The sequence below is a fragment of the Flavobacterium fructosi genome, from assembly GCF_042787335.1.
GTDB lineage: Bacteria > Bacteroidota > Bacteroidia > Flavobacteriales > Flavobacteriaceae > Flavobacterium > Flavobacterium fructosi.
This window is the reverse complement of record NZ_JBHZQA010000004.1, coordinates 12337-31605: the sequence shown is the minus strand read 5'-3', so window position 1 is coordinate 31605 and position 19269 is coordinate 12337. Positions and strand designations below refer to the sequence as shown.

Genomic DNA, 19269 nt, shown 5'->3' with positions numbered 1-19269 from the left:
GGCTTTTTACTACGGGCGTAGTTCAAGGGTAGAATAGCGGTCTCCAAAACCGTTGATGGGGGTTCGAATCCCTCCGCCCGTGCAAATAAACTAAATCACAATGACAAAAGTTGTTAATTACATATCAGAAGCATTTGAGGAGTTGAAGTCAAATGTAACTTGGCCAGCTTGGGCTGAAGTACAACGTCTAACAATTATTGTGGCTGTATTTTCAGTAGTATTCGCCTTGGCAACTTGGGGAGTTGATGAAATTTTTGCAAAAGCATTAGCCGGATTTTTTAACTGGATAAAAGCATAATTTTTTTGTCATGGCAGATAGTAGTATAAAAAAGTGGTATGTCGTTAGAGCAGTAAGCGGACAGGAAAATAAAGTGAAAGCATACATCGAAACTGAAATCGCAAGATTAGGTATGGGTGATTATGTTTCGCAGGTTTTGGTTCCTACTGAGAAAGTGGTTACTGTTAAAGAAGGAAAAAAAATAATCAAGGATAAGGTTTATTTTCCTGGTTATGTTATGATTGAAGCAAACCTAATTGGAGAAATTCCTCATATTATTAAATCTATAACAAGTGTTATCGGTTTTTTAGGTGAAACAAAAAATGGAGAACCTGTTCCGTTAAGAGTTTCTGAAGTAAACAGAATGTTAGGTAAAGTTGATGAGTTGGCTGTTAACACAGATACTCGATCTATACCATTCAACTTAGGGGAAACTATAAAAGTTGTTGATGGTCCGTTTAATGGTTTCAATGGTACTGTTGAAAAAATTAACGAAGAGAAGCGTAAACTTGAAGTGATGGTTAAGATTTTCGGAAGAAAAACACCATTGGAGTTAAGTTTTATGCAAGTTGAAAAAGTATAATTTTTGTTACATCTATAATATCCACTACAATCGCTTCCAATGATTGTTGTGTTAAATTTTTTAAAAAATGGCTAAAGAAATTAGTAAGGTAGTTAAACTACAAGTTAAGGGAGGTGCTGCGAATCCATCGCCACCGGTTGGACCTGCTTTAGGAGCTGCTGGGGTAAACATCATGGAGTTCTGTAAGCAATTTAATGCTAGAACTCAAGATAAACCCGGCAAAATATGCCCAGTACAAATTACTGTGTATAAAGACAAATCATTTGATTTTGTTGTAAAAACTCCTCCCGCAGCAGTTCAGTTAATGGAAGCTGCAAAGCTAAAATCTGGTTCTGGTGAGCCTAATCGTAAAAAAGTAGCTAGTGTTACTTGGGAACAAATTAGAGCTATTGCTGAAGACAAGATGCCGGACTTAAACGCATTCACTATGGAGTCTGCAATGAGTATGGTTGCTGGAACAGCTAGATCTATGGGTATAACTGTATCAGGAGATTCTCCTTTTTAATTAAGAGAAAAACATGGCAAAATTGACAAAAAAGCAAAAAGAGGCTGCTTCAAAAATTGAAAAGAACAAACTATATTCTCTTAAAGATGCTGCGGCATTAATAAAAGTAGTTTCTTCCGCAAAATTTGATGAGTCTGTTGACATCGCAGTTCGATTGGGTGTAGATCCAAGAAAAGCGAATCAAATGGTAAGAGGTGTGGTAACATTACCTCATGGAACTGGTAAAGACGTTAAGGTATTAGCATTGGTTACTCCGGATAAAGAAGCGGAAGCTTTAGCAGCGGGTGCAGATTATGTAGGTCTTGACGATTATTTACAAAAAATTAAAGACGGTTGGACAGATGTTGATGTAATTATCACGATGCCTTCTGTTATGGGTAAATTAGGTCCATTAGGTCGTATTTTAGGACCTAGAGGTTTAATGCCTAACCCTAAAACAGGTACTGTAACTATGGATGTTGCAAAAGCTGTTCAAGAAGTAAAAGCTGGTAAAATTGACTTCAAAGTTGATAAAACTGGTATAGTGCATGCAGGAATTGGTAAAGTTTCTTTTGGAACTGAACAAATTGTTGACAATGCTCACGAAATTATTCAAACATTAATCAAACTTAAACCAACTGCGGCTAAAGGAACTTACATTAAAAGTATTTACCTAACTAGCACTATGAGTCCAGCAATTGCATTGGATCCTAAAGCGGTATAATTGGTAGTTAAAAATTTTTAGTATGACTAGAGAAGAAAAATCAATTGCGATTGAAGTTTTAACTGCACAGTTAGCTGGTACAAACATTGTTTATGTATCTGATATTTCTGGACTTAATGCAGAGACTACTTCAAATTTGAGAAGAGCTTGTTTTAAAGCAGGTATAAAATTAGAAGTTGTTAAAAATACTTTGCTTGCAAAAGCAATGGAAGCTTCGGCTAATGATTATGGTGATTTACCTTCAGTTTTGACTGGTAATAGCGCTATATTTATTTCTGACATAGCAAACGCTCCTGGTAAAATAATAAAAGATTTCAGAAAAAAATCAGCTAAACCTGTATTAAAAGGAGCTTATATTAATGCTGAAATCTATATTGGAGACGATCAATTAGATGCATTAGCAACTATTAAATCTAAAGAAGAGCTTATCGGCGAACTTATTGGATTATTGCAGTCACCGGCACAAAGAGTTATCTCTGCTCTTCAAAACCAATTCGCAAAAAGCGAAGAGGCTACAGAAGAAGTGGAAGCATAATAAAAATAGAGTTTTACTCTAGTTTTTATTTAAAAAAGCGCACAATAAATAAATTATATTTTTACAAATCATTTTAAAACGATAGAAAAAATGGCAGATTTGAAACAATTCGCAGAACAATTAGTTAACCTAACGGTAAAAGAAGTTAACGAATTAGCAACAATATTAAAAGATGAGTACGGAATCGAACCAGCTGCTGCAGCTGTAGTAGTTTCAGGTGGTGGTGAAGCTGCTGCTGAAGACGTTCAAACAGAATTTACAGTTGTATTAAAAGCAGCAGGTGCTTCTAAATTAGCAGTTGTGAAATTAGTAAAAGAACTTACAGGTTTAGGTTTGAAAGAAGCTAAAGATGTAGTTGACAGCGCACCAAGTAATGTAAAAGAGGGTGTTTCTAAAGAAGAAGCTGAAGGGCTTAAAAAATCTTTAGAAGAAGCTGGAGCTGAGGTTGAACTTAAATAGTTTAACTCTTTTTGAGAATTAGGTTTAGGTCTTGGATGCAAATCCAAAGACCTAAACCATTTTTCGTATAACAAAGTCTACCTTGTATTATTACAAATTAGTCTTTTATAATCAATTCATTTTACCCATTACGAGGAAAAAAAATTAACAGATAATAAGAAAGTAGTTATCTTAAATTGGTTTTTAAAGATGTAATGGTTGTAAAAGAACGTATAAGTAAATTAATATTTGTACAAAAAAATTACTTTTTTAATCAAAATTTTGTCCATTGATGATAACAAATCAAACTGAAAGATTGAATTTTGCCTCAACAAAAAATATTCCTGATTATCCAGATTTTCTAGATGTTCAGGTTAAATCGTTTAAAGATTTTTTTCAATTAGAAACTAAATCTGACGAAAGAGGCGACGAAGGGCTTTACAATACCTTCATGGAAAACTTCCCAATTACTGATACAAGAAATAACTTTGTATTGGAATTCCTTGATTATTTTGTAGATCCACCACGTTATACAATTCAAGAATGTATAGAAAGAGGTCTTACTTACAGTGTGCCTTTAAAAGCAAGGTTAAAACTGTATTGTACAGATCCGGAACATGAGGATTTTGAAACTATTGTTCAAGATGTTTATCTTGGTACAATCCCTTACATGACACCAAGCGGTACCTTTGTTATAAATGGTGCTGAGCGTGTAGTTGTTTCGCAATTACATAGATCACCTGGTGTTTTCTTTGGTCAATCATTCCATGCAAATGGAACAAAATTATATTCTGCCAGAGTAATTCCTTTTAAAGGTTCTTGGATAGAATTTTCTACAGATATAAACAGTGTAATGTATGCTTATATCGACAGAAAGAAAAAATTACCTGTAACAACTTTATTCCGTGCAATTGGATTCGAAAGAGACAAGGATATCCTAGAGATTTTTGATCTTGCAGAGGAAATTAAAGTTTCTAAAACAGGACTTAAAAAATATATCGGTAGAAAATTAGCTGCTCGTGTATTGAACACATGGCATGAAGATTTCGTAGATGAAGATACTGGTGAAGTAGTTTCTATCGAACGTAACGAAATAATTCTTGATAGAGATACAATTATCGATAAAGATAATGTGGAAGAAATCATTGATTCTAACGTTAAATCTATTTTGTTGCATAAAGAAGATGCTAATCAAGGGGATTATGCTATTATTCACAATACGCTTCAAAAAGATCCAACAAATTCTGAAAAAGAAGCTGTTGAGCATATTTACAGACAATTACGTAACGCAGAACCGCCTGATGAAGAAACTGCTCGTGGTATTATTGATAAATTGTTCTTCTCGGACCAACGTTACAACTTAGGTGAAGTAGGTCGTTATAGAATGAACAAAAAACTTGGTTTAGATATTCCAATGGAAAAGCAAGTGCTTACCAAAGAAGATATCATTACCATTGTAAAATATTTGATCGAATTAATTAACTCTAAAGCAGAGATTGATGATATTGATCACTTATCAAACCGTCGTGTTAGAACAGTTGGTGAACAATTGTCTCAACAATTCGGTGTTGGTTTAGCTCGTATGGCTAGAACTATTAGAGAGCGCATGAACGTTAGAGATAACGAGGTGTTTACACCAATAGATTTGATTAATGCTAAAACATTATCATCTGTTATCAACTCTTTCTTTGGAACAAACCAGTTGTCTCAGTTTATGGATCAAACAAACCCACTGGCGGAGATTACGCACAAAAGAAGATTATCTGCACTAGGACCAGGTGGACTTTCGAGAGAAAGAGCAGGTTTTGAGGTACGTGACGTTCACTATACGCATTACGGACGTTTATGTCCAATTGAAACTCCTGAGGGACCGAACATTGGTTTGATATCTTCTCTAGGTGTTTATGCTAAAGTAAACGGAATGGGTTTCATCGAAACACCTTACCGTAAAGTAACTAACGGAACTGTAGATTTAGTTTCTACTCCAGTGTACTTAAGCGCAGAAGAAGAAGAAGGAATGATGATTGCTCAGGCAAACATTCAAATGGATGCTACAGGAAAAATTACTGCCGAAGACGTAATTGCACGTCAAGAAGGTGATTTCCCGGTAATTGAACCAACAAGGGTAGATTATACTGATGTTGCTCCAAACCAAATTGCGTCTATCTCAGCTTCTTTGATTCCTTTCTTAGAACATGATGATGCGAATAGAGCCTTGATGGGATCCAACATGATGCGTCAGGCCGTACCACTAATTCGTCCTGAAGCTCCAATTGTTGGAACTGGTTTAGAGCGTCAAGTTGCTTCTGATTCTAGAGTTTTAATTAACGCTGAAGGAGATGGAGTTATTGAATATGTAGATGCAAATATTATCACTATCAAATACGATCGTTCTGAGGAAGAAAGAATGGTGAGTTTTGAGCCTGATGAAAAAACATACAACCTAATTAAATTTAGAAAAACCAATCAAGGTACAAGTATCAATCTAAAACCTATCGTAAGAAAAGGGGATAGAGTGGTTCCTGGGCAAGTATTGTCAGAAGGTTATGCTACTCAAAATGGTGAATTAGCTTTAGGTAGAAACCTAAAAGTTGCATTTATGCCATGGAAAGGATACAACTTTGAGGATGCGATTGTAATTTCTGAAAAAGTAGTTCGTGACGATATTTTTACCTCTATTCACGTTGATGATTATTCATTAGAAGTTAGAGATACTAAATTAGGTAACGAAGAATTAACGAATGATATACCAAACGTTTCTGAAGAAGCTACTAAAGATTTAGATGAAAATGGTATGATTAGAATTGGAGCCGAGGTTAAACCTGGCGACATTCTTATCGGAAAAATTACTCCAAAAGGGGAATCAGATCCTACTCCGGAAGAGAAATTGCTTCGTGCAATCTTCGGGGATAAAGCAGGTGATGTGAAAGATGCTTCATTAAAAGCATCTCCATCTTTACACGGTGTTGTTTTAGACAAAAAATTGTTCGCGAGAGCAGTAAAAGATAAACGTAAACGTACACAAGACAAGGACGCTTTAGGAGCACTTGAAATGGAGTTTGAAGTTAAATTTGTTGAATTAAAAGACAAATTAGTTGAAAAACTTTTCTTGATCGTAAACGGAAAAACATCTCAAGGTGTAATGAATGATTTGGGTGAAGAAGTTTTACCAAAAGGTAAAAAATATACTCAAAAAATGCTTTATGCTGTTGAAGATTTTGCTCACTTAAGTAAAGGTCAATGGGTAGCTGATGATGCTACTAATAAAATGGTTAATGATTTAATTCATAACTATAAAATTAAATTGAACGATTTACAAGGGGCTTTACGTAGAGAGAAATTCACAATTACTGTTGGTGATGAATTGCCAGCTGGAATTTTGAAATTAGCTAAAATTTATATTGCTAAGAAACGTAAACTGAAAGTTGGGGATAAAATGGCGGGACGTCACGGTAACAAAGGTATTGTTGCTCGTATTGTTCGTCATGAAGATATGCCTTTCCTTGAGGACGGAACACCAGTTGATATCGTGCTGAACCCATTAGGTGTACCTTCACGTATGAACATTGGTCAAATTTATGAAACTGTTTTAGGTTGGGCTGGACAGAATTTGGGTAGAAAATTTGCGACACCAATTTTTGACGGAGCAACTTTAGATCAAATTAATGAATTGACTGACGAAGCTGGAGTACCACGTTTTGGACATACACATTTATATGATGGTGGTACAGGAGAGCGTTTCCATCAAGCGGCAACAGTAGGAGTTATCTACATGTTGAAACTTGGACACATGGTTGACGATAAAATGCACGCACGTTCTATAGGTCCATACTCGTTGATTACTCAACAACCACTTGGAGGTAAAGCTCAATTTGGAGGTCAACGTTTTGGAGAGATGGAAGTTTGGGCACTTGAGGCTTATGGAGCGTCAAGTACTCTTAGAGAAATCTTGACTGTGAAGTCTGATGATGTTATCGGTAGAGCTAAAACTTACGAAGCAATCGTAAAAGGTGAATCTATGCCAGAACCAGGATTACCTGAATCATTCAATGTATTAATGCATGAATTGAAAGGTCTTGGACTTGACATTCGTTTAGAAGAATAAATAATATTTGTAGTAATCAGTCTCGGTTTTTATCGGGACTGATTACTCATTTATAAAAGTTTTTAGGATTTATACCCGTAACCCGTTCCGATTTTTTATTTAGAACCAAGAGGTTTTATAATTAGCACTTCAAATTTTTTTTGTTTGAAGTTTAGAGAAGTAATTCGAGGTAATAGTTTAATGATTTAAGTAAATCATAAATCTACAATCAATTTTTAATTGCAAATAAATCAATAGTAAAAGCTATGATGAATAATAGAAATAATAACAATAAAGATAAAAACCCTGTAAAAAGGTTTAATAAAATCTCAATCGGCCTTGCTTCTCCTGAATCGATCTTGAAAGAGTCAAGAGGTGAAGTATTAAAGCCAGAAACAATCAACTACAGAACGCACAAACCAGAGCGTGATGGTCTTTTCTGTGAGCGTATTTTCGGACCAGTTAAAGATTTCGAATGTGCTTGTGGTAAATACAAAAGAATACGTTACAAAGGAATTATCTGTGACCGTTGTGGTGTCGAAGTTACTGAGAAAAAAGTACGTAGAGACAGAGTAGGTCACATCAATCTTGTTGTACCAATTGCTCATATCTGGTATTTCCGTTCTCTTCCAAACAAAATTGGTTATATCCTAGGTCTTCCATCTAAGAAATTAGATATGATTATTTACTACGAAAGATACGTAGTAATCCAAGCAGGTATTGCTAAAAATGCAGAAGGTGAATCAGTACAAAGATTAGACTTTTTGACAGAAGAAGAATATTTAAATATTCTAGATACTCTTCCTGCTGATAACCAGTATCTTGACGATTTTGATCCTAATAAATTTGTTGCCAAAATGGGAGCAGAGTGTATTATGGACCTATTAGCAAGAATTGATTTAGATCAATTATCTTACCAATTAAGACACAATGCTAACAATGAAACGTCTAAACAACGTAAAACGGAAGCGTTAAAAAGATTACAAGTTGTTGAATCTTTCCGTGAGTCTAACTTGAACCGTGAGAACCGTCCGGAATGGATGATTATGAAAGTGGTACCAGTTATTCCGCCAGAATTACGTCCGCTTGTGCCACTTGATGGAGGTCGTTTTGCAACTTCAGATTTAAATGACTTATACCGTCGTGTAATTATACGTAATAACCGTTTGAAAAGATTAATGGAGATTAAAGCTCCAGAAGTTATCTTAAGAAACGAAAAACGTATGTTGCAGGAATCTGTAGATTCACTTTTCGATAATACGCGTAAAGCATCTGCAGTAAAAACAGAATCAAACAGACCATTAAAATCATTATCTGATTCCCTTAAAGGTAAACAAGGACGTTTCCGTCAAAATTTACTTGGAAAACGTGTGGATTATTCTGCTCGTTCGGTAATTGTTGTTGGACCTGAATTGAAATTATCTGAATGTGGTATCCCAAAAGATATGGCAGCAGAATTATACAAACCTTTCGTTATCCGTAAATTGATAGAAAGAGGAATTGTAAAAACGGTTAAATCAGCTAAGAAAATAATAGATAAGAAAGAGCCTGTAGTTTGGGATATCCTTGAAAATGTAATCAAAGGTCACCCAATATTACTGAATCGTGCTCCTACTTTGCACAGATTAGGTATCCAAGCATTCCAACCAAAATTAATTGAAGGAAAAGCAATCCAATTGCACCCCTTAGTTTGTACTGCATTTAATGCGGATTTTGATGGGGATCAAATGGCAGTTCACTTGCCATTAGGACCAGAAGCTATTTTGGAAGCACAATTATTAATGTTGGGTTCTCACAATATTCTGAATCCTGCAAATGGTGCTCCAATCACGGTACCTTCTCAGGATATGGTTTTGGGTCTATACTATATGACCAAAGAACGTTTATCTACTCCTGAGCTTAAAATTTTAGGAGAAGGAATCACTTTTTATTCTGCTGAAGAGGTAAATATTGCTTTGAATGAAGGCAGATTAGAATTGAATGCTCGTGTGAAAATTAGAGCAAAACATTTTAATGAAGCAGGTGACTTGGTTTTCCAAATCATACAAACTACTGCAGGTCGTGTATTATTTAATGAAGTAGTGCCTGAAGCAGCTGGATATATCAATGATGTATTGACTAAGAAAAACCTTAGAGATATTATCGGACACGTTTTAAGCGCTACCGATGTACCTACAACTGCGGCTTTCTTGGATAACATGAAAGATATGGGTTACAAATTTGCCTTTAAAGGTGGTTTGTCATTCTCTCTTGGTGATATTAGAATTCCAGATCAAAAACCAAAATTAATTGCAGATGCCAGAGAACAAGTTCAAGGTATTTCTGTAAATTATAATATGGGTCTTATCACTAATAACGAACGTTACAACCAAGTTATTGATGTTTGGACTTCAGCAAATGCTCAATTGACAGAATTAGCAATGAAAAACATTAGAGAAGACCAACAAGGTTTCAACTCGGTGTATATGATGCTTGATTCTGGAGCAAGGGGTTCCAAAGAACAAATTCGTCAGTTAACTGGTATGCGTGGTTTGATGGCTAAGCCAAAAAAATCTACTGCTGGTGGTGGTGAAATTATTGAAAACCCTATTCTTTCGAACTTTAAAGAAGGTCTTTCTATCCTTGAGTACTTTATCTCGACTCACGGTGCGCGTAAAGGTCTTGCGGATACGGCTTTGAAAACGGCAGATGCAGGATATTTAACAAGAAGACTGCATGATGTGTCTCAAGATGTTATTGTTAACATTGACGATTGTGGTACTCTTAGAGGTGTTGAAGTATCAGCATTGAAAAAGAATGAAGAAATTGTTGAAACTTTAGGAGAAAGAATTTTAGGACGTGTTGCATTGCAAGATGTAATCAATCCTTTAACTAATGATGTACTTGTTCGTTCAGGGGAGCAAATCACTGAGGCATTAATGAAACAAATTGAAGCTTCTCCAATTGAGAAAGTGGAAGTTCGTTCGCCTCTTGTTTGTGAAGCATTGAAAGGAATTTGTGCTAAATGTTACGGTAGAAATTTAGCTACCGGAAAAATGACTCAAAGAGGAGAAGCTGTCGGTGTTATTGCAGCGCAATCTATTGGAGAACCTGGTACACAGTTAACATTACGTACGTTCCACGTTGGTGGGGTTGCGGGTGGTATATCTGAAGAATCAAGTATCGTTACGAAATTTAATGGTAAACTTGAAATCGAAGATTTAAAAACTGTTAAAGGAGAAGATAGTGAAGGTAATGCAGTTGATATTGTAGTATCTCGTTCGACTGAGTTAAAATTAATTGATGAAAGAACAGGTATTTTATTAAGTACTAATAATATCCCTTACGGTTCAAGTATCTTTGTTAAAGACGGTCAATCTGTTGTTAAAGGAGATGTAATTTGTAAATGGGATCCATATAACGGAGTTATCGTTTCTGAATTTACCGGTAAAATTGCTTACGAAGAATTAGAGCAAGGTCAATCATACATAGTTGAAATTGATGAGCAAACTGGTTTCCAAGAAAAAGTAATTTCTGAATCTAGAGCTAAAAAATTAATTCCAACTTTATTGGTTTACGGTAAAGATAATGAATTGATTCGTTCTTATAACTTACCAGTTGGAGCCCACTTGATGGTTGAAAACGGGGAGAAAATTAAAGCAGGTAAAGTATTGGTGAAAATTCCACGTCGTTCTTCTAAATCAGGAGATATTACAGGAGGTTTACCAAGAATTACAGAGTTGTTAGAAGCTCGTAATCCTTCAAACCCAGCTGTTGTTTCTGAGATTGACGGTGTTGTTTCTTTTGGAAAAATCAAAAGAGGTAACCGTGAAATCGTTATCGAATCTAAATTTGGTGATATTAGAAAATACTTGGTTAAATTATCAAGTCAAATTCTAGTTCAGGAAAATGACTTCGTAAGAGCAGGTGTACCTTTATCTGATGGAGCTATTACTCCGGATGATATTTTAAGAATTCAAGGACCAGCAGCTGTTCAACAGTATTTGGTAAATGAAATCCAAGAAGTATATCGATTACAAGGGGTAAAAATCAACGACAAACACTTTGAAGTAGTAATACGTCAAATGATGCGTAAAGTAAGAGTACAAGATCCAGGTGATACTTTATTCTTAGAAGATCAATTAATTCACACTAAAGATTTTATCGTTCAAAATGATAAATTATATGGTATGAAAGTTGTTGAAGACGCTGGAGATTCTAGTACTTTGAAAGAAGGACAAATTATTACGCCTCGTGAGTTGCGTGATGAAAACTCTTTATTGAAACGTACTGATAAAAATCTTGTTGTGGCTCGTGATGTTGTTACTGCAACTGCAACACCAGTTTTACAAGGTATTACAAGAGCGTCACTTCAAACTAAATCGTTTATTTCTGCTGCCTCGTTTCAGGAAACTACTAAAGTATTGAATGAAGCTGCTGTTGCAGGTAAAATCGATTACTTAGAAGGATTGAAAGAAAATGTAATTGTAGGTCATAGAATTCCTGCCGGAACTGGTATGAGAGAATATGACAATACAATTGTAGGTTCAAAAGAAGATTATAATGATATGATGGCTAATAAAGAAGAATATATTTATTAAGGTATGAGTAATTCTAATCAACAACAGGAGCAAATCAACATTGAGTTGGATGAAAAAATCGCGGAAGGAATTTATTCCAACTTAGCAATAATTAATCATTCTTCTTCTGAATTTGTTCTAGATTTTGTAAGTATTATGCCAGGTATTCCTAAGGCTAAAGTAAAAGCAAGAATCGTCTTGACACCGCAACACGCCAAAAGATTATTGAAGGCTATCGGAGAAAATATTCACCGTTTTGAAGTCGCTTATGGCGAAATAAAAGACACTGAACAACCTCCAATTCCTCTTAGTTTTGGTCCTGCAGGTCAAGCTTAATTGTAATAGAATTGTAGAAAAGGCTCCAGAAATGGAGCCTTTTTTTGTGTCAATTATTTTGTTGTTTTTTGATTTGACTTTACCCAGTACTTTGATCATTAAGAAACAAAAAATATATTTTTTGTCGTTTAACCGATAAAAACGCTATTCATCGGAAATATTTTCTACTATTATTTTAATATTTTAGTTTCACAAAACATTAAAAGAGTACAGTTATCTTTTATAAAAGAATTATCTTATGAACAACTTTTCTAAGCAAGACAATAACAATAAAATTACCACTATTTTTATAGTGGTAGTTTTTGCTTTGTTTTTTAATGTTGCTGTTTTTGGTCAAACTTTAGAAAAGACTGAAATTGAGAATAGTACAATTGAAAGCAACTCTATTGTAAAACAAGAGAGCACACTTGATTCTTCAAATATAAATTTCGTTCTTTGGTTTATGGGGTCTAAACAAGATCCTAACAGAACGATTTCAACAGAATCTGTCAATACGAAAAAAGAAGTTATTACTTCTGGAATGGCTCCAAATCGTTTGTTAATTAAAACTTTTTTGAAAAAAGCTATAAATTTAGAAAGTACAATCGCATAAGTTTTAGATACAGACAATTAAACATAAAAAAAACGCTAATTTAATAAATTAGCGTTTTTTTATGAAGTACTATTTTGATAATTATTCAAATTCTGAAGTAAAGAATAATTTAACGTTCGGATATTTATTCTGTGTCATTTGAATTGTAAAATCAGAATCGGCTAGAAATACCAATTGCCCGTATTTATCATGCGCTAAGAATTTTTGTTTGATTCTTCTGAATTCTTTAAATTCATCACTTTTTGGATCGTTAGGTTTTACCCAGCATGCTTTGTGTACCGGAAAGTTTTCATAGGTACATTTTGCTCCGTATTCATGTTCTAAACGATATTGGATTACTTCATATTGAAGTGCACCTACCGTTCCAATGATTTTTCTGTTATTCATTTCTAACGTAAATAACTGAGCGACTCCCTCATCCATCAACTGATCAATTCCTTTATCAAGCTGTTTGGCTTTCATTGGATCTGCATTATTGATATATCTAAAATGTTCAGGAGAGAAACTAGGAATTCCTTTGAAACTCATGACCTCACCTTCTGTTAAAGTATCTCCAATTTTGAAATTCCCAGTATCGTGTAAACCTACAATATCACCAGGATAAGAAATATCTACGATTTCTTTCTTTTCAGCAAAGAAAGCATTTGGACTGGAGAATTTTAGATTCTTTTTTTGACGAACGTGGTAGTAAGGTTTATTTCGTTCGAAAGTTCCGGATACAATTTTTATAAAGGCCAGACGGTCTCTGTGTTTTGGATCCATATTAGCATGAATTTTAAAAACAAATCCAGTCATTTTCTCTTCTTTTGGATCTACTAATCGAGTTTCTGATTCTTTAGGCCGCGGAGAGGGTGCTATTTCTACGAAACAATCCAGTAATTCTCTTACTCCAAAATTATTTAAAGCAGAACCAAAGAAAACGGGTTGTAATTTTCCATCTAAATAATCCTGACGATCAAATTTTGGATATACTTCGTCTATTAACTCTAATTCTTCACGCAATTTATCAGCAGGTTTTTCGCCAATAATTTTCTCTAACTCAGGATTTTTGACATCTGAGAAAGCGATAGTTTCCTCGATATTCTTGCGGCTATCACCGCTAAATATGTTGATGTTTTGTTCCCAAAGGTTGTAAATTCCTTGAAAATCATAGCCCATTCCTATAGGAAAACTTAAAGGAGTAACTGTTAAGCCCAGTTTTTGTTCCACTTCGTCCATAAGGTCAAAAGCATCTTTTCCTTCTCTGTCTAATTTATTGATAAATACAATAATTGGAATTTTACGCAATCGACAAACAGCAACTAATTTCTCTGTTTGTTCCTCCACACCTTTGGCAACATCAATTACAACAATAACGCTGTCAACAGCAGTTAAAGTTCTAAAAGTGTCCTCAGCAAAATCCTTGTGTCCTGGGGTATCGAGAATGTTTATCTTTTTGTTTTTATAATTGAATGCCAAAACAGAAGTAGAAACCGAAATTCCTCTCTGGCGTTCAATTTCCATAAAGTCACTGGTAGCGCCTTTTTTTATTTTGTTGTTTTTCACAGCACCTGCTTCTTGAATAGCACCACCAAAAAGGAGGAGTTTTTCGGTAAGTGTTGTCTTTCCGGCATCAGGATGTGAGATAATCCCAAATGTTCTTCTACGTTGTATTTCTTTTAAAAAGCTCATGTATAATATAAATAGTCTGCAAAAGTACTATTTATAAATGCCAATTAAAAAAAATAGTGTACTCTTAATTGCTTGTGTGAATTTTGTTGTTTGATATTCCAGTAATTTTTAAATTAAGAATATTTATTTACCTATATAAAAAAAGGCTATCTTTTTTAGACAGCCTCGAGAGTATTTATATTTTACATGTTGATGGACCAAACAGAATATCCATTTGGTGGGCACTGGATTTTTACCCATTTATCTGCTTGGGTTGTAGGAATCCAAGTAGAGTTGCCGGTGAAATCCTTAATTTGTGCATTGGCCCAGTTAGTCTGGATCCATCTTTCTTGCCAAACGGAGGAATTGTTTATATATACTACTAATCCAGGATTTCCATTGTATCCGTTTCTTCTTGCAACATATTCATCATTATCTGCATATAAAATCGAAGTTGTTCCGGTCGCTTTATTATTATGGATCCAAATTAGATTGTTCATTTTTGTTTTATTCAACCATTCTTCATAATCTCTGTAGAAAATAGTTGGATAACCTTCATGCGTTAGAATATAAGCATAAGCCAATTCTTTTTTCCAAATTTCATCGGTGTCATGATTAGTAACGAAAGTAACCGCTTTGTACGGGTTTCTTTTCCACATCATGTCGTCATTCAAAAGAGCAAGATTATTACCGTCAAAAGCGTCGTTCATTTTGTAATAACAAGCAAAATCAAATACAGAGCTGTTGGCATTATTTGCCCACCATTCTAAAGTGTTTACATTAGAATCCCAGTATTCTCCAACGGAGAAGCCACCTACGTTTGCATTCCAATTGTTAATAACCCAGGGGCCAAAACCTTTTACGTAATCAAATCTCCATCCATCAAATTTCATCGTGTTTTTGTAGTATTTACCCACGCCGTCCGCTCTTAGCCACAGCCAGTTTTGAACATTAGGGACAACATGTGCTAAATCTGGAAAACCTCCAAAAGCTCCCTCATCATTATTAGCATAAGAATTTTTATAAAAATCTGCGCTGGTTCTTGGGAATTTTCCTGAAGCTACGCCAGTAAAATTGGTGTACGTTTGTGTTCCTGTAAAAGGATTGTTTTCTAACTGTCCTCCACTGTTGTGGTTAATTACGATATCAGCATACACTTGCATATTTTCAGTATGCGCCTTAGTAATTAAACTAACCAATTCTGTTTTAGAACCAAAACGCGTTTCAATTGAGCCATTCTGATTAAAATCGCCAAAATCAAAATAATCGGTAGGGTCATATCCCATAGAAAATTCGCCGTTTTGAGCTTTTGAAACGGGAGGTAACCACACAGATCCAATTCCAGCATTTGACCATTCGGTTACTTTTGTACTTACTATATCCCACCATGTTCCGCCAGCAGGAACATCCCAATAAAATGCTTGCATCATAACGCCACCTCCAGGATTTGCAACATATTTTCCTGTTGGGGAAGTAGTTACTCCGGTACTGAACGGATGTCCATCGTGATGGGTTACGTTTATTACTTTAAATTGTGAAGCTGCCGCGATTGAATCCGTAACAACATCATCATTTGAATTACAAGAATAAATACCAATTAAGAATGCTGTTAATGCATAAATTTTAAAATTTTGTTTTTTCATAAACTTAATAATTGAGGTTAGGTAATAGATTTGGTTAATGGTAATTTAATGAATTTTCTATTTAATATTAAAATCAAAAAATATCTGCTAAAAAAATAATGTTAATTTAACTATCAATTTTAAATCATATTATTAATTATCTAGCTAATTTATGCAAATAGTGACACTTCCTACATTGAGCGTTGTAATCTTTTTTGCGAAAACGTAATAGTGTTAAAAACTTTTTTAAAATGTAGTCTAAATGAGGATTTTATGAATTGTCAATCTCGTTTGATTCTAATTTCTATATAAACAAGGTTCGGTTTTCTATATAAAATAGCAACAATAAAATAAATTGATCATTGAACAATTACAGTAAGAGGATAAAATTCAAAAAAATAACAAAGGAGAAGTTGATTTTAATTCGTCATTCTTTGTCTATGTGCATCGTTATTTTATGTGCATTGATTTAAATAATAAGAGTGGTTATTTGACTTTTAGGAAGTATTTAAATTAATAAACTAATGCGTTTTACAAATTTTTGTTAATACTACTAAGGAAACTTGTATTATGTAATTGAATTGTTATTTTTGTTGGTTTTAAATTTAAAGAATTATAAGTATTTTTAATAAAAATGCAATTTATTTCTTGATTCTTAAAGTGTATATTTGGGCAAAATTACCAGGTTCTTTTTGAAATAAATTTAAACAGAATAACAACGACACATTACGCTAATAATAAATTATAAAAATGCCATTAAAAACAGTACAAATGAGATTCATAAACAATAAAATTGCACTATCTTTTTTTCTTTTAGTGTTTTCAAGTGCGATTATAAACGCGCAGGAAATAATTAAAGACAGTATAGTTGTTGCTGCTAAAAAAATACAGTCCAATCAAAAGCAAAAAATTGATGGTGTTATTGCTACAATTGGAGATTATATAATTTTAGATTCGGATATTGACAAATCTTATTTAGAATTATCAAGTCAGGGGAATTCCGTAAAAGACATTACGCGATGTCAAATGTTAGGAAAACTAATGGAGGATAAATTGTATGCGCATCAAGCAGTTCAGGATAGTGTCAAGGTTACTGACTCAGAAATAAAAGGGATGATGGATGATCGATTAAACTATATGACTGAGCAATTAGGATCTCTTGAAAAAGTAGTGAAGTATTACAAGAAAAATAATGAAGAAGAGTTTAGGACTTATTTCTTTGATATCTTGAAGGAACAGAAATTGACTTCAGAAATGCAAAAAAAGATTGTAGATGCAGTTGAAATTACACCAGAAGAAGTACGTAATTTTTTTAAAAAGATTCCTACTGCTGAACTTCCTCTTTTTGGTGCGGAAATGGAAGTAGCACAAATTATCGTGACTCCAAAAGTATCTGATGCTGACAAGCAGTTAGTTATTGATAAATTAAATGGCTTTAAAAAAGAATGCCAGGAAGGAGCCAGTTTCGCTACAAAAGCAGTTCTGTATTCTCAAGATCCCGGTTCTAGTACAAATGGTGGATATTACAAGATGAATCGTAGAACCCCATTTGTAAAAGAGTTTAAAGACGTTGCTTTTAGTTTGGCAGAAGGAGAAATTTCGGCACCGTTTGAAACATCTTTTGGTTTTCATATTATTTATGTTGAAAAAATAAAAGGACAAGAAATAGAATTACGTCATATATTATTGACACCGTCTGTTTCGGAAGCGTCTATGAAAGAAGCTAAGGAAAAAATTGATTTAATCAGAAAAAAGATTGAAAGCAAGGAAGTTACTTTTGGGGAAGCGGCAAGATCTATGTCAGACGAAAAAGAAACCAAAGTAAACGGAGGAGCGTTAATCAATCCTAAAACACAAGATACTCGTTTTGAATTAACAAAAATGGATCCTAGTTTATATAGTCAAGTTTCAAATTTAAAAGAAGGGGAAATTTCTTTACCATTATTGGAAGATGAACAAGGCAAGAAAAAATACAAATTAATTACTGTAACGAATAGAATAGACGAACACACTGCTGATTACGCCAAAGATTATATCAAAATAAAAGAATTGGCATTGAAGGAAAAACAAATTAAAACCATAGGGAAATGGTTTGACGAAAAAATTAAAGGAACGTACGTTAAAGTTATTGGAGAATACAGAGATTGTGCTTTCACGAACAATTGGTTGAAAAAATAATTTTTATAAAATAAATAAAAAGAGTTAGCTTTATGAATTCATATCGCTAACTCTTTTTTAATTTAATAAACAGTCGAAAATGTCTGACGTAGCTGCAATACATAATTTAGTTCAAAAAAGGAATGAACTAAAAAACGAAATAGCAAAAATCATTGTAGGTCAAGATGCCGTGGTAGATCAAATTTTACTTTGTATTTTTTCTGGAGGTCATGCGCTTTTAGTAGGAGTTCCAGGATTGGCAAAAACGTTGATGGTAAATACTTTGGCGCAAGCCTTAGGGCTTGATTTTAAAAGGATTCAATTTACGCCTGATTTGATGCCATCGGATATTTTAGGAAGTGAAATATTAGATGAAAATCGCCGATTCAAATTTATAAAAGGACCTGTTTTTTCAAATATTATTCTGGCCGATGAAATAAACAGAACCCCCCCAAAAACACAAGCTGCTTTGCTTGAAGCCATGCAGGAGCGTTCCGTTACTATTGCGGGTGAGAATTATAAATTAGATTTGCCTTACTTTGTTTTGGCCACTCAAAACCCAATTGAACAGGAGGGAACTTATCCCTTACCTGAGGCGCAGTTAGACCGATTTATGTTTGCCATTAAATTGGAATATCCATCGTTTGAAGAAGAAGTGCAAGTGGTGAAACGTACGACTTCAGACTTAAATAATACTATAAATCCGTTATTTACGGCGCAAGAGATCATTGATTTCCAACAATTGATTCGCAGGATACCAGTGGCGGATAATGTCATTGAATATGCTGTGACGTTGGTGAGTAAAACAAGGCCGGATAATCCGCTCTCTAACGAATTTGTGAAAAATTATTTGGATTGGGGAGCCGGACCTCGAGCTTCACAAAATTTAATTTTGGCAGCCAAAGCAAATGCTGCATTCAATGGGAAATTTTCACCGGATATTGAGGATGTAAAAGCGGTGGCTACAGGAATTTTGCGTCATAGAATTATCAAAAATTATAAAGCTGATGCTGAAGGAATTACCGAAGAAGTTATTATTCAGAAGCTGATGTAATAATTTTTAATATTGAGAAAAAAGCCAAACAAATTTCTAAAATCTGTTTGGCTTTTTTGTTTTTACTTACTATTTTAGTTGAACCAAAAAGAGTATTTAAAAATACAACGTTATAAGTGATAATTTAGAAAGGTTCTTAGCGGAAAGCAGTGTAAAATCTCACTCCCGAAGTAA

Annotated in this window: 14 protein-coding genes and 1 tRNA gene; 13 read left to right on the top strand and 2 right to left on the bottom strand. The window is 34.2% G+C overall.

Annotated elements, in window-relative coordinates; translation table 11 throughout:
* The first annotated feature begins 11 nt into the window (after positions 1–11).
* The 11 genes from ACFX5D_RS07845 to ACFX5D_RS07795 all read left to right on the top strand — a co-directional run bounded on the left by ACFX5D_RS07845 (position 12) and on the right by ACFX5D_RS07795 (position 12612).
* Positions 12–82, top strand: a tRNA-Trp gene (locus tag ACFX5D_RS07845).
* A gap of 18 nt (positions 83–100) precedes the next feature.
* Positions 101–298 carry a preprotein translocase subunit SecE gene (secE, locus tag ACFX5D_RS07840; RefSeq protein WP_103999661.1) on the top strand — a complete coding sequence of 66 codons (198 nt, stop codon included), beginning with the start codon at positions 101–103 and terminating at the stop codon, positions 296–298.
* 10 nt (positions 299–308) lie between these two features.
* Positions 309–860 (top strand): transcription termination/antitermination protein NusG, encoded by a 552-nt coding sequence (gene nusG, locus ACFX5D_RS07835; protein WP_103999662.1) that lies wholly within the window; start codon positions 309–311, stop codon positions 858–860.
* A gap of 67 nt (positions 861–927) precedes the next feature.
* Positions 928–1365 (top strand): 50S ribosomal protein L11, encoded by a 438-nt coding sequence (gene rplK, locus ACFX5D_RS07830; RefSeq protein WP_035619182.1) that lies wholly within the window; start codon positions 928–930, stop codon positions 1363–1365.
* 13 nt (positions 1366–1378) lie between these two features.
* Entirely contained in the window at positions 1379–2068 is a 690-nt protein-coding gene (rplA, locus tag ACFX5D_RS07825) for a 50S ribosomal protein L1 (RefSeq protein ID WP_379857687.1), read from the top strand.
* Between the two features lie 22 nt (positions 2069–2090).
* Positions 2091–2603, top strand: coding sequence for a 50S ribosomal protein L10 (rplJ, locus tag ACFX5D_RS07820; RefSeq protein ID WP_073203487.1), 513 nt, complete (start codon positions 2091–2093; stop codon positions 2601–2603).
* 90 nt (positions 2604–2693) lie between these two features.
* Positions 2694–3062: a 50S ribosomal protein L7/L12 gene (gene rplL / locus ACFX5D_RS07815; RefSeq protein ID WP_039109063.1), complete on the top strand. Its 369-nt coding sequence runs from the start codon at positions 2694–2696 to the stop codon at positions 3060–3062.
* Positions 3063–3333: 271 nt separating this feature from the next.
* Positions 3334–7146, top strand: a complete 3813-nt coding sequence (gene rpoB / locus ACFX5D_RS07810) for a DNA-directed RNA polymerase subunit beta (protein ID WP_103999665.1) — start codon at positions 3334–3336, stop codon at positions 7144–7146.
* 245 nt (positions 7147–7391) lie between these two features.
* A complete protein-coding gene (gene rpoC, locus ACFX5D_RS07805) occupies positions 7392–11705 on the top strand; it encodes a DNA-directed RNA polymerase subunit beta' (RefSeq protein ID WP_379857686.1) in 4314 nt (1437 codons plus the stop codon).
* A gap of 3 nt (positions 11706–11708) precedes the next feature.
* Positions 11709–12020: a DUF3467 domain-containing protein gene (locus ACFX5D_RS07800; RefSeq protein WP_379857685.1), complete on the top strand. Its 312-nt coding sequence runs from the start codon at positions 11709–11711 to the stop codon at positions 12018–12020.
* Between the two features lie 238 nt (positions 12021–12258).
* Entirely contained in the window at positions 12259–12612 is a 354-nt protein-coding gene (locus tag ACFX5D_RS07795) for a hypothetical protein (RefSeq protein ID WP_379857684.1), read from the top strand.
* An 81-nt stretch (positions 12613–12693) separates the two neighbouring features.
* Here ACFX5D_RS07795 and ACFX5D_RS07790 read toward each other — a convergent pair whose 3' ends face one another.
* Together ACFX5D_RS07790 and ACFX5D_RS07785 are read right to left on the bottom strand one after the other, a co-directional pair.
* Positions 12694–14283, bottom strand: coding sequence for a peptide chain release factor 3 (locus ACFX5D_RS07790; protein ID WP_379857683.1), 1590 nt, complete (start codon positions 14281–14283; stop codon positions 12694–12696).
* Positions 14284–14465: 182 nt separating this feature from the next.
* Positions 14466–15905 (bottom strand): alpha-amylase, encoded by a 1440-nt coding sequence (locus ACFX5D_RS07785; protein ID WP_379857682.1) that lies wholly within the window; start codon positions 15903–15905, stop codon positions 14466–14468.
* Between the two features lie 729 nt (positions 15906–16634).
* Between ACFX5D_RS07785 and ACFX5D_RS07780 the strand changes: the two genes are divergently transcribed.
* Both ACFX5D_RS07780 and ACFX5D_RS07775 read left to right on the top strand, forming a co-directional pair.
* The gene (locus ACFX5D_RS07780) at positions 16635–18062 is read left to right on the top strand and encodes a peptidylprolyl isomerase (RefSeq protein ID WP_379857681.1); all 1428 of its coding nucleotides are present in this window, start codon (positions 16635–16637) and stop codon (positions 18060–18062) included.
* A gap of 79 nt (positions 18063–18141) precedes the next feature.
* A complete protein-coding gene (locus ACFX5D_RS07775; RefSeq protein WP_379857680.1) occupies positions 18142–19095 on the top strand; it encodes an AAA family ATPase in 954 nt (317 codons plus the stop codon).
* The last annotated feature ends 174 nt before the right edge of the window (positions 19096–19269 follow it).